This is a genomic window from Microbispora sp. NPDC049125 (assembly GCF_040802045.1).
GTDB lineage: Bacteria > Actinomycetota > Actinomycetes > Streptosporangiales > Streptosporangiaceae > Microbispora.
Genome location: NZ_JBEZDW010000002.1, coordinates 94,968 through 118,224 on the forward strand (window position 1 = coordinate 94,968; position 23,257 = coordinate 118,224).

Consider the following 23,257-nt stretch of genomic DNA (forward strand, 5'->3'; position numbering starts at 1 on the left):
GTCGGGCGTCCACCCCACCGCACGTCTTCCATCACGCCATTCCCAGACCGTCCAAGGATCCCCAGATGCGCCCGTCCAGACCGCGTACGACCACAGCAGCCGGAGCCTTCGCCACTGTCGTGACGCTGCTCGGCTTCCTCGGACTGGGAGCGGGACCCGCCGCGGCGGCGGACGGCGACGTCTCCTGGGCGGTCACGACGGCCTCCAACGACTTCGGGTCCGGCCGGCAGAACTACAGCTACACCCTCGACCCGGGCGGGCAGCTCAAGGACGGTCTCGTGGTCGCCAACCACGGCACCACGCCGCTGCGCCTCGCCGTGTACGCGGCCGACGCGTTCACCGCCAAGGGCGGCCGGCTCGACCTGGTCGCCAAGGACGCGAAGTCGACGCGGGTGGGGGCATGGGTCCACGCGGACCGGCCGGACGTGACGGTCCAGCCCGGCGAGTCGGCCGAGGTGCCGTTCACGGTCACTCTTCCGGACGACGCCGCGCCTGGTGAGTACATGGGTGGCATCGTCACCGCGCCGGCGCAGGCCGGCGGAGCGGACGGGACCGGCGCCGACCGGCGTCTCGGCATCCGGATCCGTCTGCGCGTGGGGGGAGAGCTCAAGCCGAGCCTGTCGGCAGAGGATGTGCACGTGCGCTACTCGGGCACGCCCAACCCGTTCGGGAAGGGGGACGCCACCGTCACGTACACGATCCACAACACGGGCAACGCCATCCTCACCGCCCGGCAGGAGGTGGCCGTCGCAGGCCCCTTCGGGCGGCTTGGCGTCCGCGCGGGGCGGATCGGCGACTCGCCCCAGTTGCTCCCGGGCGACACCTGGAAGGTTTCGGTACCGGTACACGGAGTGGCTCCCGCGGGGAGGCTCACGGGGACCGTCACCCTCGTCCCGCTGCTCGCCGACGCGGCGGGCTCGATCGCCCCGCTCACCGCCGTCGAGACCACGGCGGGCGCCTGGGCCATCCCCTGGGCACTGCTGCTCGTCCTCGTCGTCCTCTGCGGGCTCGTCGCCACGGTCCTGGTCCGCCGCCGCGGCGCGGCACGCGGAGAGGATGCCCGCGTCCAGGCGATGCGGCCCCAACACGTACAGCAGTGATCGAGGGGCAGAAGCCCCCGGCAAGCGGTGACGGCCGGCCCGCAGAGGCTTGAGGCGTACCCAGATGCCGCAAGCGTCGAACATGGCTGTCCCCCCCTCACCCGTCAGAGGGTTGCCTGCCACACCGGTCACGACAGCGTCTGGTCCACCAGCGTGCCGGGATCGTTTCCGTCGGGGAGACAGCCCCTCACCTGGGCGTCCCGCCGTTTGCTCCGCCGATTCACCGAGTGACACGATGGTCCGGCGGCGTTGGCAACGCCGGCGGGGTGAGGGGGAACGACCCGGATGGGCTTGGACGTCGAAAGCCGATCATCCGACTCGCCGTACATCGAGCGGGTGTGGAGGAGCAGCAGCCACGAGGTCGGCCGAATGACGTCGATCGCGACAGCCCATTGGGATCTGGTCTTCTGGGAGCACCGCGGTCAGGTCAGCGTGGCCGTCCAAGGGCCGGAGTCGAGGGCGAGCGAGGCCCCCGTTCCCGAAGACGCCACGTTCTTCGGGATCAGCTTCGCGCTCGGCACCTCGATGCCCCATCTTCCGATCGATCGGCTCGTCGACGGCTCCGCGGAGATCCCCGACGCGACACGCAGGTCCTTCTGGCTGAAGGGGTCCGCCTGGCGCCTTCCGGGCTATGACAACGCCGAAGCGTTCGTGCGGCGGATGGTCCGTGAGGGCATTGTGGACGTCGACCCGATCGTCGCCGGGGTGCTTCGCGGCGCGTCGCCGGACGTGTCCGAACGCACCCTTCAGCGGCGCTTCGTGACGGCGACCGGGCTCACTCGCGGCGCCATCCGGCAGATCGACCGTGCCAGGAAGGCGGCCGTCCTGATCCAGGAGAACGTGCCGGCCCACGACGTGGTCCACCGGCTCGGATACTTCGACCAACCGCACCTGGCGCGGTCACTGACCCGTTACATCGGGCGGACGGCCACGCAGTTGAGCGATCGGGGTCCTTCGGAGCCGCTGTCGCTTCTGTACAAGACCTGAGCGCTCAGTTTCGCCTAACCTGCACGTCGTAGCAATCGTGACAGCCTACGTCGACCGCATAGGAGCAGAGCAATGGCCAAGATCGTCTCGAACTTCTTCATCTCGCTGGACGGCGTGGTCGAGTCGCCGGACCAGTGGCATTTCCCGTACTTCAACGACGAGATGGGCGCCGCGGTCGAGGCGGGCATGCAGAACGCGGCGGGGTTCCTGATGGGCCGCAAGCTGTACGAGGAGTGGTCGGCGTACTGGTCGACGACGGACATGGACCAGGACTTCGCCAAGTTCATCAACGACACCCGCAAGTACGTCGTGTCCACCACCCTGGAGAAGGCGGACTGGAACAACACCACAGTCGTCTCCGGTGACGTCGCGGCCGCGCTGCGCGAGATCAAGGAGCAGACCGACGGCGACATCCAGATGTCCGGCTCCGCGACGACCGTGCGGTGGCTTCTCGCCAACGGGCTGCTCGACGAGCTGAAGCTGCTCGTTCACCCGATCGCCGTCGGGCACGGTCAGCGGCTGTTCGAGGGCACCCCGACCCACAAGCTGAAGCTGGTCGAGTCGGAGACGTTCCAGACCGGAGTGCTCAATCTCACCTACGTTCCGGACGCCGGTTGATCGATGCCACGACTCATCGGAGAGCGGCGGCCACGCGCAGGCGGAGCGGCTCCTCGCGGCCGGTGCACAGCGTCAGGGTCAGCCCCTCGTGCGCGGCGTCGGCCAGGATGTCCAGCAATGTGGCGAACTGCTCGGAGGGCTCGGCGCTGAGCAGCTCCTCGGCGTTGTCCACGATCAGGGTGACTGCTCCGGCACGGGTCACGTCGCGCAGTGAGTCCGCGAGCGCGTCCCAGTTGCGGCCGAAGTGGCCGGGGAAGCGCAGAACCCGCGCCACCTCCTCGAAGAAGGCGGCGCGTGTCCTGCACGCGCGCCCGTCGACGACCGCCGGCGCCGGGCTGGTGGACACGGTCAGCCAGTGCGGCAGCGGACGTGCGGCGGATGCCATGGGAGTCCTCAGAGCCTGTAGAAGTCGGTGTAGTGGTTCGGGGAGAACCAGGTCACGCCGGTGCTGCGGTTGACGACGATCCGGTACGCGTCACGCGCCGCGCCTCGCGCCCGGGAGTACACGTCGTACTCGTAGTAGGTGGCGCCGCTGGGAAGCTGGCCTTCCCGGTTGTAGAAACGGCCGCCAGTGTAGTTGTACTTCCCGTCCGGCCAGGAGTACCAGCCACTGGTGGTCGGGTACCCCTTGGAGGCCCAGATGGCGTCGGCCGAACGCGCGTCCGAGCAGCGGGAGACGGTGCAGGAGCTGTAGACCGACGCGTGGGCGGGGGCGACGCCCGCCACGCCGATCAGGGACGTGATGGCGGTGAGGATGACGGCGAGCCGTGCCGGCCAGGAAGGCCGGATGTGATGCGTAGTGTGCACGGAGGCTTCCTTGGGGGGTAGGGGGCGGACACTCGTCATGATCTCCGTCAAATTCCGTCAAACATAGGAAAAGAGCGCCGAAGGTATGGCGAACTCTTCGTGCCACCGGATGCTCAGGAACGGCATGCCGTCGGGCGAGGCCTCACCGCGGGCTGGATCGCAGTGGACATAGGCCCCGGCGATCTGTCACCATTTCGGACATGATCGTTGGAAAGGACGACGCCACCCTCATCTGGTGAGCGTTCCGGTGCAGCGGGAAGCTGCCGAAATTCGCGAAGAATGGCTGGGCCGGGCGTTGTCGACGCTGCCCGCCGACCGTCCGGCCGCAGAGGCCGCCATCTCCGGGCTGTACCGCCTGATCGGGCTCGACCCGCCGCGTTTCCACTGGGTCTCGTCACCGTTCGCCGCCCTGCACACCGTCCCGCCGGGGACGCGTCCACGGCCCTCGGAGACCGCCGGCGACCTGTTCGAATGGGCCCTGCCGCCGAGGTTCACCTCGCTCATGGGGCGGCTGTGCCAGGAGCTCGACGCTCCGGTCAGGTGGCTCCACCGGCCCATGGACGACCTGATCCGCCGTGAGGTCCGCGACTCGCTCTCGCGATCAGCCGAAGGTTCGCTTCTCCTGGCCTTCGTGGCCGCCACCGGCGAGCCGAATCACCGCGGACGCTACTGGTACGCGGCGCAGTGCGTCTCCTGGGTCGCCCACTACGACGCCCTCCGCCGAGTGGCCGGTGTGGTCTTCGATCCCGAGCACCACCGGCGGCTGGAGTTGTGGGCGACGACGGCCCGGTCATGCGGCTGGTGGTGGCCCCACGAGGACGTGTGCGTCGTCTCCGAGCGGCCGGTGGCCGTATACACCGAGGTGTGGGGCGACGACGGTGAGGTGCGGCTGCACTGTGCGGACGGTCCCGCGGTGCGCTACGCGGACGGGTGGGATCTGTACGCCTGGCACGGGACGCCGGTGCCCTCCTGGGTGATCGACGCTCCCAGCGTCCAGCGGATCGATCAGGAGGCCAACGTCGAGGTCAGACGGTGCGCGATCGAACATATGGGCTGGCCGTCGTACATCCGCCGGGCCGGGCTGCGGCTGGTCGCCTCGGCGCCCGATCCCGGCAACCCCGGATCGGAGCTGCGGCTCTTCGACATGCGAACGAGGACGAGGGTGCTCCTCGCGGTCAACGGTTCCCTCGAACGCGACGGGCGCCGCCGCCGGTACGGGCTGACCGTGCCGGGTTTCTTCGACGATCCGATCGCCGCCGCCGCCTGGACCTACGGCCTGTCCGCCGAGCAGTACTCCCTACTCGTCCGCCGAACCTGAGGTGACTTCCATGACTGTGACACTCGCAACCCTTTCCCAGCGGACCGGGCTCGCCGTGCTCGACCACCTCGAGCAGTCGGTGAGCATCCCCGTCGTCGACGGGCTCCAAGCCCAGGGCGACCTCATCGTCATCCCGCTGCCCGTCGTCGCGTCGTCCGTACGGGTCCGGCGCGACGCCGGCTGGACAGCCGTGGCGTCCGGCGGGCTCGAACTGCTCCGCGGCGCGGCCGGGGGCAACCCGCACACGCTGGTCGCCGACCCGGGCACCTGCCGGTGGACGACCGGCGTGTGGGACTCCGAAGGGCTGGCGATCGGTGTCTTCGCCGGCTCAGCCGTCGTCTACCTGCTGCATCCCGAGCACGGCGCCACAGGCTGCACACCCGGCACGTACGTCGTCAGGCGGCAGCGCGAGCACGAGGGGCACAGGGCGCGCTTCGTCGCGGACTGAGTCCAGCGAGCCGGCATCGCCGCCCAGAGCGCCGGTGCCGGCTCGGTGCCGGGCTGCTGCCGGTCGCCGACGCCGGTGAGCTTGCCATCTCTTTACTTGCTTGGTGGAGCAAGTAAAGATAAGTTGCTTCGCGGAGCAACTACCTTCGAACGGGAGACGTAGACCGATGACCAGAATTGGGATCATCCTTGGCAGCACCCGCCCCGGCCGCAACGGCGAGGCCGTCGCGCGGTGGGTGCAGGAGATCGCCGCGCGGCGCACCGATGCCGAGTTCGAGCTGGTCGACCTGCTCGACTATAAGCTGCCGCACCTCGACGAGGTCATGCCGCCGTCGCTGGGCCAGTACGCCCAGCCCCACACCCTGGAGTGGGCGGCCAAGATCGACTCGTTCGACGGCTTCGTGATGGTGACCCCCGAGTACAACCACTCCACCTCCGGCGCCCTGAAGAACGCGATCGACTTCCTGTACGCGGAGTGGAACAACAAGGCCGTCGGGTTCGTCAGCTACGGCTCGGTCGGCGGCACCCGGGCGGTGGAGCACCTGCGGCTGATCTCCGCCGAGCTCCAGATGGCGGACGTGCGGGCCCAGGTGGCGCTGTCGCTGTTCACCGACTTCGAGAACTTCAGCGTCTTCAAGCCCGGCCCCCACCAGGCCGACTCGCTCAACACCGTGCTGGACCAGGTCGTGACGTGGAGCAAGGCGCTCGCGCCGCTGCGCGCCGCCTGACGCCGCCCCTTGAGGGACGCCAGGCCGGCCGGCCTGGCGTCAGGTGGTGGTCGCCACGCGCTGGAGCACCCCGGCGAGCTGGACGAGGTCGACGCCTTCGAAATGGTCGAGGATGTGCCGGCGCACGCTGGCCAGATGGGCCGGCCACGCCTGTTCCAGCCGCGCGAGGCCGGCGTCGGTGAGGACGGCGTTCAGCCCCCGGGCGTCCTCGTCGCACCTCACCCGTTCGACCAGGCCCCGTGCCTCCAGGCGGGTGACGATACGGGTCATGCCGCTCAGGGACAGGTCGCAGGCCGTCGCGAGCTCGCTCATCCGCATCAGCCGGTTCGGAGCCTCCGACAGATGCATGAGCGTGGAGTACTCGGTCAGCGGCAACTGTCCCTGGCGGACCATGTCGGTGTCGAGCGCGCGGGGAAGGACCAGAATGAGCCGGCCGAGCGCACGGACCAGCGCTTCCTCGTCGGGGCTCAAAGGCTGGGGCGGTCCTGCGGTGGCGGGGGGCATGGGTCCAGTTTACTTGCTTGACCGATAAAGCAGTGGTTGTACCGTCCGCTCGCCCCAGCGGCTGACATGCGAATGTCCAAGTAATGAAGCGTCCTGCTTTTGGTGCGGATATGGGGCTTTGATTGCTCGGCGAGCGGCTGACGCTTACCATCGAGAGGGCATCTGACCTGCGGTTTCACGCGAGAGGACAAGGCCGACTTGGGAAGCAGAGGGCCGCTTTTCCTGGACTCGCTTCGCACGCGTGCCACGATGGCCATCGCCGGGCTGGCTTTGATCTTCCTTGCTGTGATCGGCGCCAGCATCGACTTCCTGATCCTCGACAGGGTGAGAGCCGAGATCTTCCGGGACGCGCAGAGAGCCGCCTCCAACTGGCTCGGCACCTTCCAGCCCGGCAGCACTCCGAAGCCGGTGCCGAAGGGCCGCATCGACCTTCTCCAGCTCGTCGACTCCCACGGTCAGGTGGTGGCGGCCAGCATCGCGGCGGCGAGCAGGCCGCCACTGAGCACGGTACGGCCCCCCGCCGACGACCGGATGAAGGATCGGGTCGAGTGTCCCGCGAGAGGCGGGTGCGTCCTGGTGTCCGCCGTCAGGATCCCACCGCTGGAGACACGCGAGATCTGGCGGGGTGAGCCCCACTACGTCTACGCCGGGATGGCCGAGCCGCCCATCCTCGCGACCCCTCGCCTGCAGGTGTTCACGGATGCCGGCATCGTGCTGACGGCCGCCCTCATCGCGTTGGGGAACTGGTCGTGGAGCGGCGTTTCGCTGCGCCAGGTGGCGGCCATCCGCCGGACGATGGCCGAGATCACGGTGAGCGACCTGAGCCTGCGGGTGCCGGAGCCGCCGGGGCGCAGCGAGTACACGCTGCTCGCCGAGACCGCCAACCGGACTCTGGCCCGGCTGGAGGAGGCGGTGAAGCAGCAGCGCCGGTTCGCCTCCACCACATCCCACGAGCTGAGGACCCCCCTCACGGCTCTGCGTACGCTGCTGGAGGAGGCGGTGCTCTATCCCCGGGACGTCGATCCCCGGGAGGCCCTCCAGGCCGCGCTGACGGTCACGGAGCGGCTGGAGTCGATCGTCGACGACCTGCTGGTGCTGGCCCGTCTCCGCGCCGGCGATCCGGCGGCGCACGAGCCGATCGACCTGGGCGCCCTCGTGAGAGAGGAGGTGGCGGCCCAGCCCGCCGGCGTGCCGGTCCGCGTACGCGCCGGCCACGATGTGAACGTCCGGGGCAACCGGATCCAGCTGATCCGGGTGCTCGACAACCTGCTGGCCAACGCCCGGCGCCACGCCGACAGCAGTGTCGAGATCAGGGTCGAACGGGTGAAGGGGGAGGCCGTCGTCACCGTGACCGACGACGGTGACGGCATCGCGCCCCAGGACCGCGAACGCGTCTTCGAGCGCTTCGTCCGCCTCGACGACGGACGGCGCCGCGAGCCCGGCGGCAGCGGGCTCGGCCTGGCCATCTCCCGTGACATCGCCCACGCCCACCACGGAACCCTGAAGATCGAGGACGCGCTCCGAGGCGCCCGGTTCGTCCTTCGGCTCCCTCTGGCGGACTCCGCCGGAAGGCCGTCCGCCCGTGACGACTCGCGGGACCCACGTGACGCCGCCGGCGACCGGGCCCGCGCATAGCGCCGCTCCTTCGGCGGGCGCCCCCGGGGTCCGTGTGGCCGATCAGGTGACGTACGTTCCACTCCCTGCGGCGAGCCGGTCAGGTGCGTCGCCCGGGGCGGGCCGATCGAAGGTGATCTCCTGTCTGCCGGCGCACTCGGCGTGGACGGTTCGGGGCGTTGCCGCGACCTTCCACGTCTGATCGCGTCGCGCACCGTCCAGGCCGGAGCCGCTGAGGATGACGCGCCGGCGGCCCGCCACGCGGCACGCGAGGCAGTCGCCGTGACCCGTCATGGGATCCCTTGCCCGCCAGGCCCACTCGTCCGCGGGGCGCGGCCCGCTCGGCTTGCCCCAGCCCATCAGATGCAGCGCCCAGGTGATCAGGCCGGCGGACAGGACGATCCCGGCTCCGGCCAGGACACCCGCGGGCCTGCCGGCGCAGACGGCCACACCGGCCACCGCTGAACCGATCAGTGCGATGACACAACCCGTCCATCCCGCGACGGTGTGACCCAGGTCGACATCGTCATGCATACCGCTCACGCGATCACCTCTGAGTGCGACATACTTAGCTTACGTATTAAGTATCTTAGATGCTAAGGAGATTGTCCATGGAGGGCAGACGGCATGTTGCGGCCTCGGCCGAGGAGGCGATGGCCGGGATGGACGAGCTCATCGCGCTCAGCCTCGTCGGCCAGCACGACATCGCTCAGCGCCTGGGGCTGAACGTCACGGATCTGACCTGCCTCGGCCACATCATGGGGGCCGCGGACCGGCCGATCAGCGCGGGGGAGCTCGCCGAACGGGCCGGCCTGACCACCGGTGCGGTGACCGGGGTGGTGAATCGCCTCGAAGAGGCCGGGTACGCGACACGGCAGGCCGATCCCTCGGACCGGCGCCGGGTGCGGATCGTCGCGGCTCCCTCCGCCGCAGCACGTGTCGCCGCCGTGTACGAGCCCTTCTATCGGCGGCTGTCGGAACTGTTCGCCCGATACACGCCTGACGAGGTCGGCGTACTGGCCGATTGGTTCACCCGGGCGACGGCCCTGATGCGGACGTCCCTGGAGGAGATCCGGCGGGGGAGCGCGTGACCGTCAGAGGATCGGCGCGCACAGGCGTCGGCGTACGGCGTTGCCGGCTCCATTCTTGGGCAGAGGCACGGCGGAAACACGATCTCGGGAGGCACGATGTCCACCAGGCCACGGTTCACGCTGACCGCCACGGTGCTGGACGCACCCGATGCCCGGTCCCTCGCGCACTTCTACCAGCGGCTGCTGGGGTGGCCGATCGATCAGGACGAGCCCGACTGGATAACGCTCCGGCCCCCCGGCGGCGGCGCGGGGCTGTCGTTCCAGACCGAGAAGGCGTACGCCCGGCCGAACTGGCCCGCCGGTCCGGGCGACCAGCAGATGATGACGCACCTCGACATCGAGGTCGACGATCTCGACGCCGCGGGGGCGCACGCGGTGGCCTCCGGCGCCACCCTCGCGGACCATCAGCCGCAGGACGACGTGCGGGTCTACCTCGATCCCGCCGGCCACCCCTTCTGCCTGTGGATCCAGTGACGCCGGACGCGTGTCACGAAGTGCCGGAGCCGGGCCCCCGCACCGGCTCCGGCCGTACGGGTGCGGTCTTCGCGGACCAGCTCGCCAGCAGCCGCAGACCGGTGTGCGACGCCGAGTCGAGCTCGACGGTGTACATGACGAGCAGCTGGTCGGGGTCGTCGGGCAGCCGGAAGGACTCGTAGTCCAGCACCAGGTCGCCGACGAGGGGATGGCGCAGGGTCTTGCGGCCGCTCACCCTGTCCCTCACGTGGTGGTCCGCCCACCATCTGCGGAAGTCGGTGCTCTTCATCGACAGCTCGCCGACCAGGGCGGCCAGCTCGTGGTCGTCCGGATACAGCCCTGCCTGGAGCCGCAGGTAGGCGACGGCCTCCCGTGCCCTGGCCGGCCAGTCCTCGAAGAGCGCCTGTATGTCCGGGTTGAAGAAGATCAGGCGGGGCCAGCTGCGCTCGGCCGGTGGGAGGGCGCCGAAGTCGACGAAGACCGTGGCGGCCAGGCGGTTCCAGGCCAGCACGTCGCCGCGGCGCCCGACGATGTACGCCGGGATGCCGTCGGCCATGTCGAGCACGCGCCGCAGGCGGGGCCGTACCCGCTCCTGCCGGGCCGGAGGACGGCGGCGCCGCGCCGGTCGGGCGAGGCCGCGCAGGTACATCTGCTCGGAGTCGTCGAGCCGGAGCGCATGGGCCACCGCGTCGAGGACTTCCTCGGAAACGTTGCGCGTACGGCCCTGCTCAAGGCGGATGTAGTAGTCCACGCTGACGCCCGCGAGCTGGGCGAGCTCCTCCCTGCGCAGGCCGGGGACCCGGCGCCGCTCGTGGCCGAACGGCGTGAGGCCCACGTCCTCCGGTTGCAGACGTGCGCGGCGCATACGCAGGAACTCGGTCAGCTCCGTCCGCTTGTCCATAAATACCATTATGGGGCTGTATGTCCGATTCAAGGTGGCCGTGTCATGCCCAGGTAAGGCTCCCGGGTCTCACCGCGGTGCCGCGCGCGGCGGACCGCCATGATCCCTTCGTTTCGGCGAGCGGCCCCGCCTCCGGTAGCGTCGTTTCCGCGCTCGGCGTTCTTTGCCCCCTTCTGGGGTAAGGCGTAGTGGTCGTGGCGGATTCAGGGAAGGCAGAGCGGCCATGGTGCGGCAGGCACTCGGCGCCGGCAGCGATGTCGACCTGCCAGAAAAGGCGTTGATCGGGGAGGCGTTGATCGAGGCGGCGTTCGCCAGCTCGGCGCTCGGCATCTACCTCACCGACCGCGCCGGGCGGATGACGGCCGTCAATCCGCAGGCCGCGGCGATGCTGGCCCGCCCGGCGGCCACCATGGTCGGCGCCAACGCCCATGACCTGCTGCACCGGGATCCCGGCGGCGCCCTGATCCCCCGTTCGAGCTGCCAGCAGATGGCGGTGCTGGAGTCGGGGACGGCGGCGCGCAGCGAACGCTCGACGTTCCTGCGGGGCAACGGCACCCTGCTGCCGGTCGCCTGGTGGGCCGCCCCCCTCCGGCGCGGGGACCGGGTGCTCGGCGTGGTCGTCGTGTTCGACGACATCACCGAACGGCTGACGCTCTCCCGGCGGCAGGCGGACCAGATCGCCGCGCTGGAGAACTTCACCGCCCGGCTGACGCTCGTCACCGAGGTCACCAGCGTCCTGACCCAGACGCTCGAGGTGGACGAGGCCCTCCAGCGGCTCGGCCGCCTGATCGTGCCGCGGCTGACCGACTGGGCGGCGGTGGACCTGCGGCTGGATCACGAGGAGGTCCACCGGGTCGTCGTCGTCCCTCCCCCGGGGATCGAGGTCAGGCCCGACTGGCTGGGGCCGCTGCCCGTGGTCGGGGCGCCGTCCCACGCGCCGCTGACCCGGGTGCTGGACCGTGGGGAGACCGTACTGCTCAGCCCGGACGACATCGCGGCGGTGGCCGGGTCGCCGGAAGCCGCCGCGCAGCGGGAGCTGTTCGCCGCCCTGGGCGCGGTCTCGGTGATCATCACGCCGCTCCGGACGCCGCGGCAGGTGCTGGGTGCCCTGACCGTGGCCCGCACCGATCCCGCCAATCCCTTCGACGCCACGGACGTGACGCTCGTCGCCGACATCGGCCGCCGGGCCGGCCTGGCGGTGGACAACGCCCGCCTGTTCGGCCAGCAGCGCGAGGTGGCCGAGACCATGCAGCGGCACCTGCTCGCCCCCCTGCCGGAGGTCGGCCATCTGCGGATGGCCGCCCGCTACCTGCCGGCCCCCGTGGGGTCGCAGGTCGGAGGCGACTGGTACGACGCGTTCGCGCTGCCCGACGGAGTGACCGCCCTGGTCATCGGGGATGTGGTCGGCCATGATGTCAAGGCCGCCGCCGACATGGCCCAGCTGCGCAGCATGGTCCGTACGCTGGCCTGGGACCGATGCGAGTCGCCCGGCCAGGTCATCGAACGGCTGGATCAGGCGATGTCGGCGGTCACCGACGTCTCCATGGCGACCATGATCTTCGCCAGGATCGAGAGGCCGGAAGGCGGGCCGTGGCGGCTGCGCTGGAGCACGGCCGGCCACCCGCCGCCCCTGCTCGTCACCCCCGACGGCCAGACCCGCTACTTGGAGCAGGAGCAGGATTCGCTGCTGGGGCTGCGCATGCCTCCGGTCGCGTCGCGCCACGACGGCGACGTGCCGATCCCGGCGGACAGCACCCTGTTGCTCTACACCGACGGCCTCGTCGAGAGTCCCCGAAGCGATCTCGGCAGCGGGATGGCCAGGCTGCGCCGTCACGCGGCGGGCATGGCCGGCCTGCCGCTCGAGGAGTTCTGCGACCGGATCCTTGAGCACCGCCCGCCCGGTGGCACCGACGACATCGCGCTGCTCGCGGTCAGGCTGTCCCCCGCCGCAGGCGAAGCCTGAACATCGCGCCTCCGCCGCACTTCTCCTTGCGAGCCTGACGGCGGCAAGAGGCCGCCCCGGTCGATGAGGCATCCACGTCTCGGCCAGGAGATCGCAAGGTCGCGCGTCGGCACGAGGCGGCAAGATCCACTCCGCGTAGAACGGGAGCCTGTCACTGTTCATGCGGGAGGTCCCTGTGTCGCGGGGTTGGCTGAGGAAAACAACCGATGACCGCTGCTCGCGGTCGCTTCATCGACAGCGCGGGAACGGATGGCGCTCCCGCATCCGCTCGGTACGGACCGCGGTGGCGATGTCCGCCGGGACGGTGGCGCTGGTCGCCATGTCCGTGCCCGCGGTGGCGGTCGCCGAGAGCCAGGACTTCGCGTACGTCACCAACACCACCTCCAACTCCGTCTCGGTCGTCGACCTGGCGACGAACACGGTCACCGCGAACATCCCCGTGGGAGTCAACCCGCAGGAAGTGGCCATCGCGCCGAACGGCGCCCGCGCCTATGTCACGCTCTCCGACTCGGACACGGTGTCCGTGATCGACACCGTGTCGCGCCGGGTCGTCAGCACCATCCCGGTGGGGGACTACCCGTTCGCGGTGGCGGTCTCGCTGGACAGCACGCGGGTCTACGTCGCCAACGGGCTCTCGAACACGGTGTCCGTGATCAACGCGGCCACGGGCGGCGTGATCACCACGATCCCCGTCGGGACGCTCCCCTTCGGCCTGGCCGTCTCGCCGGGGGGGACCCGGCTCTACGTGACCAACCAGGGTGACAACTCGGTGTCGGTGATCGACACTGCGACGAACGCCATTCGCACGACGATCCCCGTCGGCGTCGCCCCCGCCGGGGTCGCGTTCACTCCGAAGGGCGACCGGGCGTACGTCGTCAACCTGGGCGGAGGCACCATCTCGGTCGTCGACACGATCACCGCCACGGTCATCACCACGATCCCCGGCGGGACCGACCCGGAGCGGGTGGCGGTCTCCCGGAACGGGACCCGGGCCTATGTGACCAACGCGTCCTCCAACGACGTTTCGGTGATCAATACGGCCACCAACACGATCATCGCCACGATCCCCGTCGGCATCAGCCCGGTGGGCGTGGCGATCTCGCCGGCGGGCACCCGCGCGTACGTGGCCAACGGGGGCAGCAACACCGTGTCGGTGATCGATCTGCTGTCGAACACCGTGATCGCGACCGTGGGCGTGGGCGGCTCTCCTCTCGGCGTGGCCACCGGACGCCTTCCGGGACAGCAGCCGGCATCACAGTCCGCATCACAGCCGGCGCCGCGTCCGATCCAGCAGTCCGAGCACACCGTTTCGCACAAGCTCCACCTGACCCAGACACAGGGGGGGCACGTGCGCGACTCCGACTTCGACTGGGACCGGCATCGGGACCGGCGGCACTTCAACCGCAAGGCGGTGACCTGGACCACGCGATAAGCCGTCGCAGTGCGGAGCGAGTCCCGGTTCGTGGAATCCACCCCGAACCGGGCACTCCTATTTTCGGACAATCCACACCTTGTGCCTGCATTTACTGCCATTTATCCAATGAGTTCCTATTAATTCCCTATCCGGGGGGAGGAGGGGTAATTATTGTAGACGTGCAGGTCACAGGCCTATCACTATCCCCGCCTTGGGTGTGCTTCCTCTTTACAAGAGGGCCCGATAGGAATCTAATCGCATCAGTAGCACGAAACTATCTCTCAATATCAAGTCCGGCATCTCGGATACTCCGGATCGCGCGGCCGCGCACGACGTGACGGCCGCTCCTCCCGCGGAGATCGGCCGAACCTCCGTCAAACCGGATCTACGGTCCGCCGGAGAAGCGACACCTGTTCCATTCCCAAGAACATCCCCTTGACGACCGCCTCCTCTCGGCGGCCGAACCGGGCACCGGCCGGCGCGACATCTCCGCCCGCCGCGCCGCCCCGAGATCCACGTCCCCGCATACCCGGCGCACCCTCTTTCCCATGCGCTGAGTCCCTCACGCACGCGCCGCACTCGTGTGGCGTTTCCCCAGCACGACCATTCGCGTTCATCGCGTCGCGATGGAACGTTCCACAAGAAGGAGCACACCCTCATGGCACCCGTCATCACCTCACTCAGCGCCGCCCCGCAGAACACCAACCAGGGAAGCTACGCGCAGATCCTCACCATCAACGGCACCGGTCTGCTGAACACCACCAGCGCCCGCATCGGCGGCAAGACGGTCGCCGCCACGAACAACCTCGCCGGCACGGTGGTGACCTGCACCCTTCCCTCAGGCTGCGGCCCGACGACCGTGGCGGTCGTCACCACAACGGGGACCAGCAACGCGCTGCCCTTCTACTACATCGACCCGCCGTTCGCCTCACGGCTCTCCCCTGTGGAGAACTCCGCTGAGACGCCCCTCCCCGTCACCATCACCGGTGAGACCCTGCTGACCACCAACCGGGTGCAGTTCGCCGGGGTCACCGCCACTCTGACGCCGCCCACCAGCGACGTCACCGTCTCGGCGACCCCCCAGCCCGTCACCCCCCTGGGGGCCGCCCCCTGGTTCCAGAGCCAGAGCGCCGCCGTCCGTACGGCGGGCGGGACGTTCACCGTCGCCAACGCGCTCGCCTTCTTCGACACGCCCGCCATCACCGCGCTCGACCCGGCCACCGGCGCCGGCGGCGACCTGGTGATCATCACGGGCACCGCCTTCGTCGGCGCGGCCATCACCGTCACGTTCGCCGGTGTCGACACCGACATCACCGTCAACTCCGACACTCAGATCCTCGCCTTCGCGCCGACCGGACCGGCCGGCGCGGTCGACGTGGTCGTCACCACACCTGGAGGAGCGAGCGACCCGGCCACCTTCACGTACGCCTGATCCGTGGCCCGGCGGGCGGGTCACCGCCCGCCGGGGTCCGGTTCCCCTCCGACACGCGCGCCTCACCGGTCCCGGACCGGTGAGGCGCGCGCCCCCTACCCGAGGAAGTGACGAGCCATGGCTCCGGTAGTCACCGGCGTGGCGCCGAATCAGGGCTCCACCGCGGGCGGCACCCCTGTGACGATCAGCGGCAGCGGATTCACCGGGGCCACCGCCGTGAAGGTGGGCGCGGCCCTGGCCTCCGGCATGACGGTGGTGTCCAGCACCCAGATAACCGCGATCACGCCTCCGGGCACCGGAACGGCCAACGTGACCGTCTCGGGGGTCGGCGGCACGAGCACGCAGACCGTGCCGTTCACCTACGTGGCCGCCGCCGCCCCGGTCATCTCGGCCCTGACCCCCAACCAGGGCCCGGTGGCGGGCGGCACGGCGGTGACGGTCACCGGCTCCGGGTTCACCGGTGTCACCGTGGTGCGGTTCGGCGTCACGGCGGCCACGTTCACTTTCGTCTCCGCCACGCAGATCAACGCGACGGCGCCGGCCGGCGCGTCCGGGCCGGTCCTGGTCACCGTCACCACCCCTGGAGGTGTCAGCAACCCCATGCCGTACTGCTATACCACCACATCCGTGGGCTCGCTTCCCGTCGTCACCGGAGTCGCGCCCAATCAGGGCCCGGTGGCCGGGGGCACGGCGGTGACCGTCACCGGCACCGGGTTCACCGGCGCCACCCTGGTGCGGTTCGGGGCCGTCACGGCCACGTTCACTTTCGTCTCCGCCACGGAGATCACCGCCACGGCTCCGGCAGGCTCGGGCACCGTCGAGGTCACCGTCACCACACCGGCGGGGACCAGCCCGGCCCTCGGGCTCGGCTCTTTCACCTACCTCAACGTCCCCACGGTCACGGGCCTCACCCCGGCCCAGGGGCCCACATCGGGCGGCAACCTGGTCACCGTCGCCGGCTCCGGCTTCACCTACGCGACCGACGTGCGCTTCGGCGCGGCGCCCGCGTCGTTCTCCGTCGTATCGGACACGTATGTCGTCGCCGCGGCGCCCGCGGGGGCGGGGACGGTCACCGTGACCGTCGCCTCGGCGGGCGGCACGAGCTCGCCGGGCGCCGCGTACACGTACCTGTGACGTCGCCCGGAGGGCTCTCGAATAGCATCGGCGGCGTGCTGGTCATGACGCTTGACGCCTGCCCGGACGGCCCCTCGCTGGCCGCCGCCGACGACGCCGAGGCGCTGCGGGTCGCCACCCGCGCCTTCACCGGGCCGGAGCCGGTCGTGGCCGTCGACGACGACGGGCGCGTCCGGTTCCTGCGCCGCGACGTCACCGGGGCGTTCGTCGCCGTCCAGGAGCGGCCCCCGGTCGCCGAGGCGCTCGGGCTGCTGCCCCACCCGGAGGGCGGCTGGTTCCGTGAGACGTGGCGCACCCAGGCCCGCGTGGATCCCCCCGGGTACGGCGGGACCCGTGCGAGCGCGACCGGCATCTACTTCCTTCTGCAGCCCGGCGAGGAGTCGGTCTGGCACGCCGTACGGTCCGACGAGGTGTGGCTGTGGCACCGCGGCGGCCCGCTGGCCCTCGTTCTCGCGGGTGCCGGGGACCGGCCGGGCGAAGAACAGACGATCATGCTGGGCCCGGACGTCGAGGGAGGGCAGGCCCCGCAGGCCCTCGTGCCCGCGGGCACCTGGCAGGCGGCCCGGCCGGCCGGGCCGGAAGGCGTGCTGGTGAGCTGCGTGGTCTCGCCCGGCTTCGACTTCGCCGACTTCAGGGCCCTTTGAGGCGCCTTCGCCGGGAGGCCCGGCATCGAGGGTGACGCCATGCCGGCCGCTGGGTAGCAGACCAGCTGGGGCGTTTACGGCCCTCTCGGGGGGCACCGGTTCCTCCTTGAGCCGTACGGCCCGGCGTTCCAGGCCGGCGGCCGTACGGGCCTGCTCCGGAGCGGGGCCGCCGGAAGAGGGAGGAGACCGCGGTGCGGGACAGGGATCGCTGGGTGCTTGCCGGTGGGGAGTGGACGGCGAGCGCGAGCACGGAGAGCCGCACGAAAGCCGACCCGGCGACGGGCGAGACGCTGGGCGAGGTCCCGGTCGGTTGCGCGGAGGACGTCGAGCGCGCGGTGGCCTCCGCCCGCGGCGCCCAGCGGGCCTGGGGCCGTACGGCTCCCGCCGAACGGGCCGCATGCCTGCACCGGATCGCCGACCGGGTGGCCGCGCGCGCCGGTGAGCTGGCCGAGCTGGTCACCAGGGAGATGGGCAAGCCGATCGGCGACGCGCGCGGCGGCGTCGAGGCGGGTATCGGCACGCTCCGGCAGTACGCGGAGCTGGGCCCGCTGCATCGGGGCCGCAGCCTGCAGGGCGGATGGAACGCGACCGACCTCATGGTGAACGAGCCGCGCGGGGTCGTCGCCGTCATCACCCCCTGGAACGACCCGGTGGCCATCGCCTGCGGGCTGATCGGCGCGGCCCTCGTCACGGGCAACGCGGTCGTGCACAAGCCGTCCGAACGGACGCCGCACACCGGGGCGCTGCTCGCCGAGCTCATGGCGGCCGAGCTGCCGCCCGGCGTGCTCGCCGTGGTGCCGGGGGACAGGCGGGCGGGCGAGCCTTTGGCGGCCCATCCCGGCGTCGACCTGGTGGCGCACGTCGGCTCGACCGCCGCGGGCCGTTCGATCGCCGAGGCCGCGGCCCGGAGCGGGGCGGCCACCCTGCTGGAGAACGGCGGCAAGGACCCCTTGATCGTCGACGCCGGGGTGGACGTGAAGTGGGCGGCCGCGCAGGCGGCCACCGGCTGCTTCGCGAACGCCGGGCAGATCTGCACCTCGGCGGAGCGGGTCTACGTCCACCGCGACGTCGCCGAGTCGTTCCTCGCGGCGCTGGTGCAGCGGGCCGAGGAGCTGCGGACGGGGCCGGGCCTCGACGAGGAGACGACGCTCGGCCCGCTCGTCGACGCCGCGCACAGGGAGATCGTGGACCGGCACGTCAGGGATGCCGTCGCGGCGGGGGCGCGGCTGCTCACCGGCGGCCGGGTACCGGAGGGGCCGGGGGCGTTCTACCCGGCGACCGTTCTTGCGGACTGCACCGACGACATGGACGTCATGCGGGAGGAGACCTTCGGCCCGGTGGCCGCCGTACGCGTGACGGGCTCCTTCGACGAGGCGCTGGAGCTGGCCTGCGCGTCGCGGTACGGCCTGGCCGCCACGGTCCTGACGCCCTCGATGGCGAACGCCCAGCGTGCCTGGCGCGAGCTGCCCGTCGGCACGGTGAAGGTGAACGCCGTCTTCGGCGGCGCGCCGGGCGGCGCGGCCCAGCCGGTGCGCGCGAGCGGCCACGGGTTCGGGTACGGCCCGGAGCTCCTCGACGAGATGACCCACACGAAGGTGGTCCACCTGACCCCTCTCCCGTGAGTCCTGAACATGAGGAGATGTCACGACATGCCTGCTCGTACGCGATCAAGGGATTAACATTCCTGTGAACGACGAGGGGAAGTGCCGTGGACGACATGAAGGCACCGGCGGGAGTCGATCCGAGCACGCCGAGCGTCGCCCGGATGTACGACTACTACCTGGGTGGCAAGGACAACTTCGCCTCCGACCGCCAGGCGGCGGAGAAGATCATCGAGATCCTTCCCAACCTGCGCGACGTGGCCAGGGAGAACCGCGAGTTCCTGATCCGTACGGTCGGCTACCTCAGCGAGCAGGGCATCCGGCAGTTCCTCGACATCGGCGCCGGGCTGCCCACGCAGCGCAACGTGCACCAGGTGGCCCAGGAGCTCGCCCCGGAGTCGCGGATCGTCTACGTCGACAACGACCCGATCGTCCTCGTCCACGCGCGGGCGCTCCTCGCCGAGAACGACCGCGTCGTCGTGGTCGACGCCGACGTGCGCGACCCGGCGGCGCTTCTCGCGCATCCGGACGTCCGCGCGCACCTGGACTTCTCCCGGCCGCTGGCGGTGCTGCTGCTCGGCGTGCTGCACTTCATCCCCGACGACGACGAGGCCATGGGAATCGTCGCGACCCTCAAGGCCGCCCTTCCGGACGGCGGCCACCTGGTGATCTCGCACGGGTCTTTGGGGGAGCTGAGCGAGGAGCAGGAGAGCGAGGGCCGGCAGGTCTTCAGCAGGACGTCGGTGCCGGGCACCACGTCGCGCTCCTACGCACAGGTGCTCGCCTTCTTCGAGGGCCTCGACGTGCTGGAGCCCGGCGTCGTCCCCCTTCAGGACTGGCGCCCCACGCTCGACCAGTCCCTCGTACGGGAGGGCAAGGCCGGGGCCCTCGGCGGCGTGGGACGCAAGGCCGATCCTCAGGTTTGACCCGACATTGGCCCGGGACGCGTGATCGGCTGACCTGTGACGCTTAGCGTCGTCCTCGAAGTGTCCACGACTTCGGGGGAGTCTCATGCTCATCTGTACGGCTGTCGCCGGTCTCGCCGCGGCCCTGCTCGCCGGCCCGGCTCCGTCCACCGGTCCCAGCTCCGCCGCCGAGGTGGCCGGCCCGGTGGCCGGCCCGGTAGCTGGTTCGGTGGCCGCTCCCGCCGCCACCGCGGTGCCGACCGCCGCCGCCCCGGCGGCCGGTGACGCGTCGGCCGGTGGCCCGTCGAGCGGTGGCCCGTCCGCCACGGTCGCGCCGGTCGCCGCCCCGGTCGCCGCCCCGGTCGCCGCCCCGGCTGCCGCGCCGGTCGCCGGGCACGCGAAGCCCGCCGCCCATCTGGCGCCCGCCGTCCAGGGCAGGCCGGCGTCCACGCGCCCGCAGGTCCGCCACATCATCAAGAAGGACAAGGACGGGGTGCTCCACGAGTATCTGGTCGTCCCGATCCCGGAGGACCCCAAGGAAGCGGCCAACATGTCGATCCCGATGCCCGACTTCGGCTACCAGGCGTTCAAGGTGACCTCCAAGCCGCACCACAAGGGGGGCCAGCAGCACGCGAAGGGCCGCAAGCAGGGCCGGTTGACCCCTGCCCTCTGACCGTGAGCGAACGGCCCGCCGGCACCCGGGCGTGACCGGCGCCGGCGGGCCGTTCGCCGTCGGCCGGCCCGTTCCAGGCGGCGTCCGCCGCCGCAGGACCACCGCGGGACCATGGCGGGACCATGGCGGGACCACCGCGGGACCATGGCGGGATTGTCGGCGCACCCGGCCGGCACCATCGGGGCGCGCTGTCTCCCGCTATGAAGCGGTCGGGCCGGTCTCCCCGGCGGACCGCTCCCCGGCGTAGGGCTGCTCGGATGACCGCTCCCTGGCGGCGACGGTGGCCTCGATGCTCCGGGAGAGGAACCTGGCGATCACCTGGCGCTCTTCCCCGGTGAAGTCGTCGATCACAGCGGACATCTCCTGGCCCAGCGGCGCGAAGAAGCGCCCGGCCAGCGTGGCGGCCTGCTCGTGCACGGCCAGCTCGACCTTGCGACGGTCGACGGCGCTGCGGTGACGGGTGAGATGGCCCGCCTGTTCCAGCCGGTTGATCAGGGCCGTGGTGGCGGGGGCGCTCAGGTTCAGCGCGGCGCCGAGGGCTCCCGGGCTCAGCGGTCGTCCCTCCCGCGCCGCGTCCATGATCACGACCAGGGCGTTCAGGTCCGTACGGTGCAGGCCGTGGTCGACCGCGAAGCGCTCCCCGAACCGGTCGGCCTCCACGTTGAGGCGCCGCATCAGGGCCATCAGCGTGAAGGGATCCACTGGCTCCTCCGTCACGCGCGCCTTCTCCCCTCGGGTTGCCATCGGTCGTCTCGCCCACTTACTCTTTCCATCTTGGAAATATTCCATCATGGAAAGAGTGATGATGAGGCGAGCAGAGCCTATTCCGTCGTTCCCCATGGCGGGATCAGCCGGCAAGTGGATCGTGGTCGCCGTCGCGACGCTTCTGTCGGGCCTCGCCCTCGCCTTCGGCGGCGCGTCGAAGGTGAACGCCGATCCCGCGGCGTCCCTCCCCAGGGGTGCGGAGTCGGCGACCGTGGCGCGGCTCCAGCAGCGGTTGCCCAGCGGCCGGCTCGCACCCGCCCTCATCGTCTACTCCCGCGCCGGAGCGCTGACCGGCGAGGACCGCGAGGCGATCACCGGCGACGCCGAGCGCCTCGCGTCCCTGGCGGTGGGCCGCACGGTGCCGCCCCCGGTGTTCTCACCCAAGGAAGACGTGGCGCTGCTGACGGTTCCTCTGCCGGGGTCGCTGCCGCTTTCACGGCTCGGTGCCGCGGTGGACGGGATCCGGGCCGAGGCGAGGCAGGGGCTCCCCGCCGGGGCGCGGGCCGAGGTGACCGGCGCCGCCGGGTTCCGGGCCGACCTCGCCTCCGTCTTCGACGGCGCGAACATCACGCTGCTCGCCGTCACCGCGTCCGTCGTGGCCCTTCTGCTGCTCGTCACCTACCGCAGCCCCTGGCTCTGGCTCGTCCCGCTCGGCGTCGTCGGCGTCGCCGACCAGGTCGCCGCGAAGATCGTCGCCATCCTCACCCGGACCACCGGGCTGACGGTGGACGACTCGACCCTCGGCATCACGTCGGTGCTCGTCTTCGGCGCGGGAACCAACTACGCCCTGCTGCTGATCGCCCGCTACCGGGAGCAACTGCGGATGCACGAAGACCGGCACGTGGCGATGGCGGCGGCGGTGCGGTCGGCCGCCCCGGCGATCCTGGCCAGCTCGGCGACCGTCACGCTCGCCCTCGGGACGCTGGTCTTCGCCCTGTCGCCGGGCAGCCGTGGCATCGGACTCGCCGGCGCGGTCGGCATCGTCACCGCCGTGGCGTACGCGCTGCTCGTCCTGCCCGCCGCGCTCGTGCTCTTCGGCCGCGGCCTGTTCTGGCCGTTCGCGCCGAGGACGGGCCAGGCCGACCCGTCACGTACGGGTCTGTGGGCCCGCGTCGGAGGCGCGGTGTCACGCCGCCCGCTCGTCATGGCGGTGTTCAGCGTGATCGTGCTTGCCGTGCTCGCCCTCGGGGCCGTGGGCGTACGGAGCGGGCTGTCGGAGACGGAGCAGTTCAGGGATCGTGTGGAGGCCATCACGGGGCAGGAGACCCTGAGCAGGGCGTTCCCCGCCGGGAGCGTGCAGCCCGTGACCGTCGTCTCCCGCGAGTCGGCGGCCGCCCAGGTGCGGGCCGCCGCCATGGTGCCGGGAGTCGAGCGCGTCACCCCGGGGGAGCGCGGCGCCGGGTGGGCCAGGGCCGACGCCGTACTGACCGCCGAGCCCGGCAGCGAGGAGAGCTTCGCCACCATCCGGGCGATGCGCGCGGCGGTGCACGCCGTGCCGGAGGCCGGCGCGGCCGTCGGCGGATCGGAGGCGTCCGACCTCGACGAGCGCGACGCGGCCACGCGCGACCAGAAGCTGATCATCCCGCTCGTGCTCGCCGTGGTGCTGGTCGTGCTGTTGCTGTTGTTGCGCTCGGTCGTCGCGTCGGCCGCCCTGGTGCTGACCGTGATCGCGAGTTTCGCCGCCAGCTTCGGGGCGGGCTGGTTCGCCTTCCGGCACATCTTCGGGTTCCCCGCGCTCGACCTCGGCGTGCCGCTGCTGAGCTTCCTGTTCCTGGTCGCCCTCGGCATCGACTACAACATCTTCCTCACGACCCGGGCGAAGGAGGAGACGGCGGAGCACGGGACCCGCCAGGGCATCGTCACCGCCCTCGCGGTGACCGGCGGGGTCATCACCAGCGCGGGGATCCTGCTGGCGGCCGTGTTCTCCGTGCTCGCGGTGCTCCCGCTGATCACCCTGACGCAGATCGGCGTCATCGTGGGCTTCGGCGTGCTCCTCGACACGCTGCTCGTCCGCAGCGTCCTGGTCCCGGCGATCGTCACGCTGCTGGGCGACCGCTTCTGGTGGCCCGGCGGCCTCTCGCGAGGGCGGCCGGCCGTGCACCCCGGCGTACGGCAGGCAGACGCGGCGCGGACCTGA

General features: G+C 71.0%; 24 protein-coding genes. 18 read left to right on the forward strand and 6 right to left on the reverse strand.

Annotated features, from left to right (window positions below):
• Positions 1–65 precede the first annotated feature (65 nt).
• From AB0B72_RS02875 to AB0B72_RS02885, 3 genes are all read left to right on the forward strand, one after another.
• Positions 66–1,100, forward strand: coding sequence for a DUF916 domain-containing protein (locus AB0B72_RS02875; protein ID WP_367736575.1), 1,035 nt, complete (start codon positions 66–68; stop codon positions 1,098–1,100).
• A 369-nt stretch (positions 1,101–1,469) separates the two neighbouring features.
• Positions 1,470–2,087: a helix-turn-helix domain-containing protein gene (locus AB0B72_RS02880; RefSeq protein ID WP_367736576.1), complete on the forward strand. Its 618-nt coding sequence runs from the start codon at positions 1,470–1,472 to the stop codon at positions 2,085–2,087.
• Positions 2,088–2,159: 72 nt separating this feature from the next.
• A complete protein-coding gene (locus AB0B72_RS02885; protein WP_367736577.1) occupies positions 2,160–2,705 on the forward strand; it encodes a dihydrofolate reductase family protein in 546 nt (181 codons plus the stop codon).
• Between the two features lie 13 nt (positions 2,706–2,718).
• On the opposite strand, the gene AB0B72_RS02890 is transcribed toward AB0B72_RS02885, so the two are convergent.
• Positions 2,719–3,090, reverse strand: coding sequence for a barstar family protein (locus AB0B72_RS02890; RefSeq protein ID WP_367736578.1), 372 nt, complete (start codon positions 3,088–3,090; stop codon positions 2,719–2,721).
• Between the two features lie 8 nt (positions 3,091–3,098).
• Complete coding sequence (locus tag AB0B72_RS02895; protein WP_367736579.1) at positions 3,099–3,512, reverse strand: ribonuclease domain-containing protein; 414 nt, start codon at positions 3,510–3,512, stop codon at positions 3,099–3,101.
• A 235-nt stretch (positions 3,513–3,747) separates the two neighbouring features.
• On the opposite strand from AB0B72_RS02895, the gene AB0B72_RS02900 reads away from it, so the two are divergent.
• The 3 genes from AB0B72_RS02900 (at position 3,748) to AB0B72_RS02910 (ending at position 6,005) form a co-directional block, all read left to right on the forward strand.
• A complete protein-coding gene (locus AB0B72_RS02900; protein WP_367736580.1) occupies positions 3,748–4,830 on the forward strand; it encodes a DUF6745 domain-containing protein in 1,083 nt (360 codons plus the stop codon).
• 10 nt (positions 4,831–4,840) lie between these two features.
• On the forward strand, positions 4,841–5,278 hold the full coding sequence (locus tag AB0B72_RS02905) for a hypothetical protein (protein ID WP_367736581.1): 438 nt from the start codon (positions 4,841–4,843) through the stop codon (positions 5,276–5,278).
• A 166-nt stretch (positions 5,279–5,444) separates the two neighbouring features.
• On the forward strand, positions 5,445–6,005 hold the full coding sequence (locus tag AB0B72_RS02910; protein ID WP_367736582.1) for an NADPH-dependent FMN reductase: 561 nt from the start codon (positions 5,445–5,447) through the stop codon (positions 6,003–6,005).
• A 39-nt stretch (positions 6,006–6,044) separates the two neighbouring features.
• On the opposite strand, the gene AB0B72_RS02915 is transcribed toward AB0B72_RS02910, so the two are convergent.
• Positions 6,045–6,509: a MarR family winged helix-turn-helix transcriptional regulator gene (locus tag AB0B72_RS02915; protein ID WP_367736583.1), complete on the reverse strand. Its 465-nt coding sequence runs from the start codon at positions 6,507–6,509 to the stop codon at positions 6,045–6,047.
• A 285-nt stretch (positions 6,510–6,794) separates the two neighbouring features.
• On the opposite strand from AB0B72_RS02915, the gene AB0B72_RS02920 reads away from it, so the two are divergent.
• Positions 6,795–8,144: a sensor histidine kinase gene (locus AB0B72_RS02920; RefSeq protein ID WP_367736584.1), complete on the forward strand. Its 1,350-nt coding sequence runs from the start codon at positions 6,795–6,797 to the stop codon at positions 8,142–8,144.
• Between the two features lie 42 nt (positions 8,145–8,186).
• Here AB0B72_RS02920 and AB0B72_RS02925 read toward each other — a convergent pair whose 3' ends face one another.
• Entirely contained in the window at positions 8,187–8,657 is a 471-nt protein-coding gene (locus tag AB0B72_RS02925; RefSeq protein WP_367736835.1) for an HGxxPAAW family protein, read from the reverse strand.
• A 77-nt stretch (positions 8,658–8,734) separates the two neighbouring features.
• Between AB0B72_RS02925 and AB0B72_RS02930 the strand changes: the two genes are divergently transcribed.
• Both AB0B72_RS02930 and AB0B72_RS02935 read left to right on the forward strand, forming a co-directional pair.
• Entirely contained in the window at positions 8,735–9,214 is a 480-nt protein-coding gene (locus AB0B72_RS02930; RefSeq protein WP_367736585.1) for a MarR family transcriptional regulator, read from the forward strand.
• A gap of 96 nt (positions 9,215–9,310) precedes the next feature.
• Positions 9,311–9,688, forward strand: coding sequence for a VOC family protein (locus tag AB0B72_RS02935; RefSeq protein WP_367736586.1), 378 nt, complete (start codon positions 9,311–9,313; stop codon positions 9,686–9,688).
• 13 nt (positions 9,689–9,701) lie between these two features.
• On the opposite strand, the gene AB0B72_RS02940 is transcribed toward AB0B72_RS02935, so the two are convergent.
• Positions 9,702–10,589, reverse strand: coding sequence for a helix-turn-helix domain-containing protein (locus AB0B72_RS02940; protein WP_367736587.1), 888 nt, complete (start codon positions 10,587–10,589; stop codon positions 9,702–9,704).
• A 223-nt stretch (positions 10,590–10,812) separates the two neighbouring features.
• Between AB0B72_RS02940 and AB0B72_RS02945 the strand changes: the two genes are divergently transcribed.
• From AB0B72_RS02945 to AB0B72_RS02980, 8 genes are all read left to right on the forward strand, one after another.
• On the forward strand, positions 10,813–12,552 hold the full coding sequence (locus AB0B72_RS02945) for a SpoIIE family protein phosphatase (RefSeq protein ID WP_367736588.1): 1,740 nt from the start codon (positions 10,813–10,815) through the stop codon (positions 12,550–12,552).
• A 289-nt stretch (positions 12,553–12,841) separates the two neighbouring features.
• Positions 12,842–13,984, forward strand: coding sequence for a hypothetical protein (locus tag AB0B72_RS02950; protein WP_367736589.1), 1,143 nt, complete (start codon positions 12,842–12,844; stop codon positions 13,982–13,984).
• Between the two features lie 640 nt (positions 13,985–14,624).
• Positions 14,625–15,398, forward strand: a complete 774-nt coding sequence (locus AB0B72_RS02955) for an IPT/TIG domain-containing protein (protein ID WP_367736590.1) — start codon at positions 14,625–14,627, stop codon at positions 15,396–15,398.
• A 117-nt stretch (positions 15,399–15,515) separates the two neighbouring features.
• Positions 15,516–16,532 carry an IPT/TIG domain-containing protein gene (locus AB0B72_RS02960; protein ID WP_367736591.1) on the forward strand — a complete coding sequence of 339 codons (1,017 nt, stop codon included), beginning with the start codon at positions 15,516–15,518 and terminating at the stop codon, positions 16,530–16,532.
• Between the two features lie 44 nt (positions 16,533–16,576).
• The gene (locus AB0B72_RS02965; protein ID WP_367736836.1) at positions 16,577–17,176 is read left to right on the forward strand and encodes a cupin domain-containing protein; all 600 of its coding nucleotides are present in this window, start codon (positions 16,577–16,579) and stop codon (positions 17,174–17,176) included.
• A gap of 191 nt (positions 17,177–17,367) precedes the next feature.
• Positions 17,368–18,798 carry an aldehyde dehydrogenase gene (locus AB0B72_RS02970; RefSeq protein ID WP_367736592.1) on the forward strand — a complete coding sequence of 477 codons (1,431 nt, stop codon included), beginning with the start codon at positions 17,368–17,370 and terminating at the stop codon, positions 18,796–18,798.
• A gap of 95 nt (positions 18,799–18,893) precedes the next feature.
• Positions 18,894–19,703: an SAM-dependent methyltransferase gene (locus tag AB0B72_RS02975; protein WP_367736837.1), complete on the forward strand. Its 810-nt coding sequence runs from the start codon at positions 18,894–18,896 to the stop codon at positions 19,701–19,703.
• 85 nt (positions 19,704–19,788) lie between these two features.
• On the forward strand, positions 19,789–20,355 hold the full coding sequence (locus tag AB0B72_RS02980) for a hypothetical protein (protein WP_367736593.1): 567 nt from the start codon (positions 19,789–19,791) through the stop codon (positions 20,353–20,355).
• A gap of 198 nt (positions 20,356–20,553) precedes the next feature.
• Here the strand turns inward: AB0B72_RS02980 and AB0B72_RS02985 are convergent, their stop codons facing one another.
• Complete coding sequence (locus AB0B72_RS02985) at positions 20,554–21,072, reverse strand: MarR family winged helix-turn-helix transcriptional regulator (protein ID WP_367736594.1); 519 nt, start codon at positions 21,070–21,072, stop codon at positions 20,554–20,556.
• Between the two features lie 121 nt (positions 21,073–21,193).
• Between AB0B72_RS02985 and AB0B72_RS02990 the strand changes: the two genes are divergently transcribed.
• Complete coding sequence (locus AB0B72_RS02990; RefSeq protein WP_367736595.1) at positions 21,194–23,257, forward strand: MMPL family transporter; 2,064 nt, start codon at positions 21,194–21,196, stop codon at positions 23,255–23,257.

What these genes read in the sequence shown, in the direction of transcription:
- AB0B72_RS02930 (WP_367736585.1), top strand. Translation starts at nt 8,735, where the DNA reads ATGGAGGGCAGACGGCATGTTGCGGCCTCGGCCGAGGAGGCGATGGCC.
- AB0B72_RS02910 (WP_367736582.1), top strand. Translation starts at nt 5,445, where the DNA reads ATGACCAGAATTGGGATCATCCTTGGCAGCACCCGCCCCGGCCGCAAC.
- AB0B72_RS02980 (WP_367736593.1), top strand. Translation starts at nt 19,789, where the DNA reads ATGCTCATCTGTACGGCTGTCGCCGGTCTCGCCGCGGCCCTGCTCGCC.
- AB0B72_RS02940 (WP_367736587.1), bottom strand. Translation starts at nt 10,589, where the DNA reads ATGGACAAGCGGACGGAGCTGACCGAGTTCCTGCGTATGCGCCGCGCA.
- AB0B72_RS02885 (WP_367736577.1), top strand. Translation starts at nt 2,160, where the DNA reads ATGGCCAAGATCGTCTCGAACTTCTTCATCTCGCTGGACGGCGTGGTC.
- AB0B72_RS02960 (WP_367736591.1), top strand. Translation starts at nt 15,516, where the DNA reads ATGGCTCCGGTAGTCACCGGCGTGGCGCCGAATCAGGGCTCCACCGCG.
- AB0B72_RS02935 (WP_367736586.1), top strand. Translation starts at nt 9,311, where the DNA reads ATGTCCACCAGGCCACGGTTCACGCTGACCGCCACGGTGCTGGACGCA.
- AB0B72_RS02965 (WP_367736836.1), top strand. Translation starts at nt 16,577, where the DNA reads ATGACGCTTGACGCCTGCCCGGACGGCCCCTCGCTGGCCGCCGCCGAC.
- AB0B72_RS02890 (WP_367736578.1), bottom strand. Translation starts at nt 3,090, where the DNA reads ATGGCATCCGCCGCACGTCCGCTGCCGCACTGGCTGACCGTGTCCACC.
- AB0B72_RS02945 (WP_367736588.1), top strand. Translation starts at nt 10,813, where the DNA reads ATGGTGCGGCAGGCACTCGGCGCCGGCAGCGATGTCGACCTGCCAGAA.
- AB0B72_RS02925 (WP_367736835.1), bottom strand. Translation starts at nt 8,657, where the DNA reads ATGCATGACGATGTCGACCTGGGTCACACCGTCGCGGGATGGACGGGT.
- AB0B72_RS02955 (WP_367736590.1), top strand. Translation starts at nt 14,625, where the DNA reads ATGGCACCCGTCATCACCTCACTCAGCGCCGCCCCGCAGAACACCAAC.
- AB0B72_RS02875 (WP_367736575.1), top strand. Translation starts at nt 66, where the DNA reads ATGCGCCCGTCCAGACCGCGTACGACCACAGCAGCCGGAGCCTTCGCC.
- AB0B72_RS02905 (WP_367736581.1), top strand. Translation starts at nt 4,841, where the DNA reads ATGACTGTGACACTCGCAACCCTTTCCCAGCGGACCGGGCTCGCCGTG.
- AB0B72_RS02915 (WP_367736583.1), bottom strand. Translation starts at nt 6,509, where the DNA reads ATGCCCCCCGCCACCGCAGGACCGCCCCAGCCTTTGAGCCCCGACGAG.
- AB0B72_RS02975 (WP_367736837.1), top strand. Translation starts at nt 18,894, where the DNA reads ATGAAGGCACCGGCGGGAGTCGATCCGAGCACGCCGAGCGTCGCCCGG.
- AB0B72_RS02880 (WP_367736576.1), top strand. Translation starts at nt 1,470, where the DNA reads ATGACGTCGATCGCGACAGCCCATTGGGATCTGGTCTTCTGGGAGCAC.
- AB0B72_RS02990 (WP_367736595.1), top strand. Translation starts at nt 21,194, where the DNA reads ATGGCGGGATCAGCCGGCAAGTGGATCGTGGTCGCCGTCGCGACGCTT.
- AB0B72_RS02950 (WP_367736589.1), top strand. Translation starts at nt 12,842, where the DNA reads ATGTCCGCCGGGACGGTGGCGCTGGTCGCCATGTCCGTGCCCGCGGTG.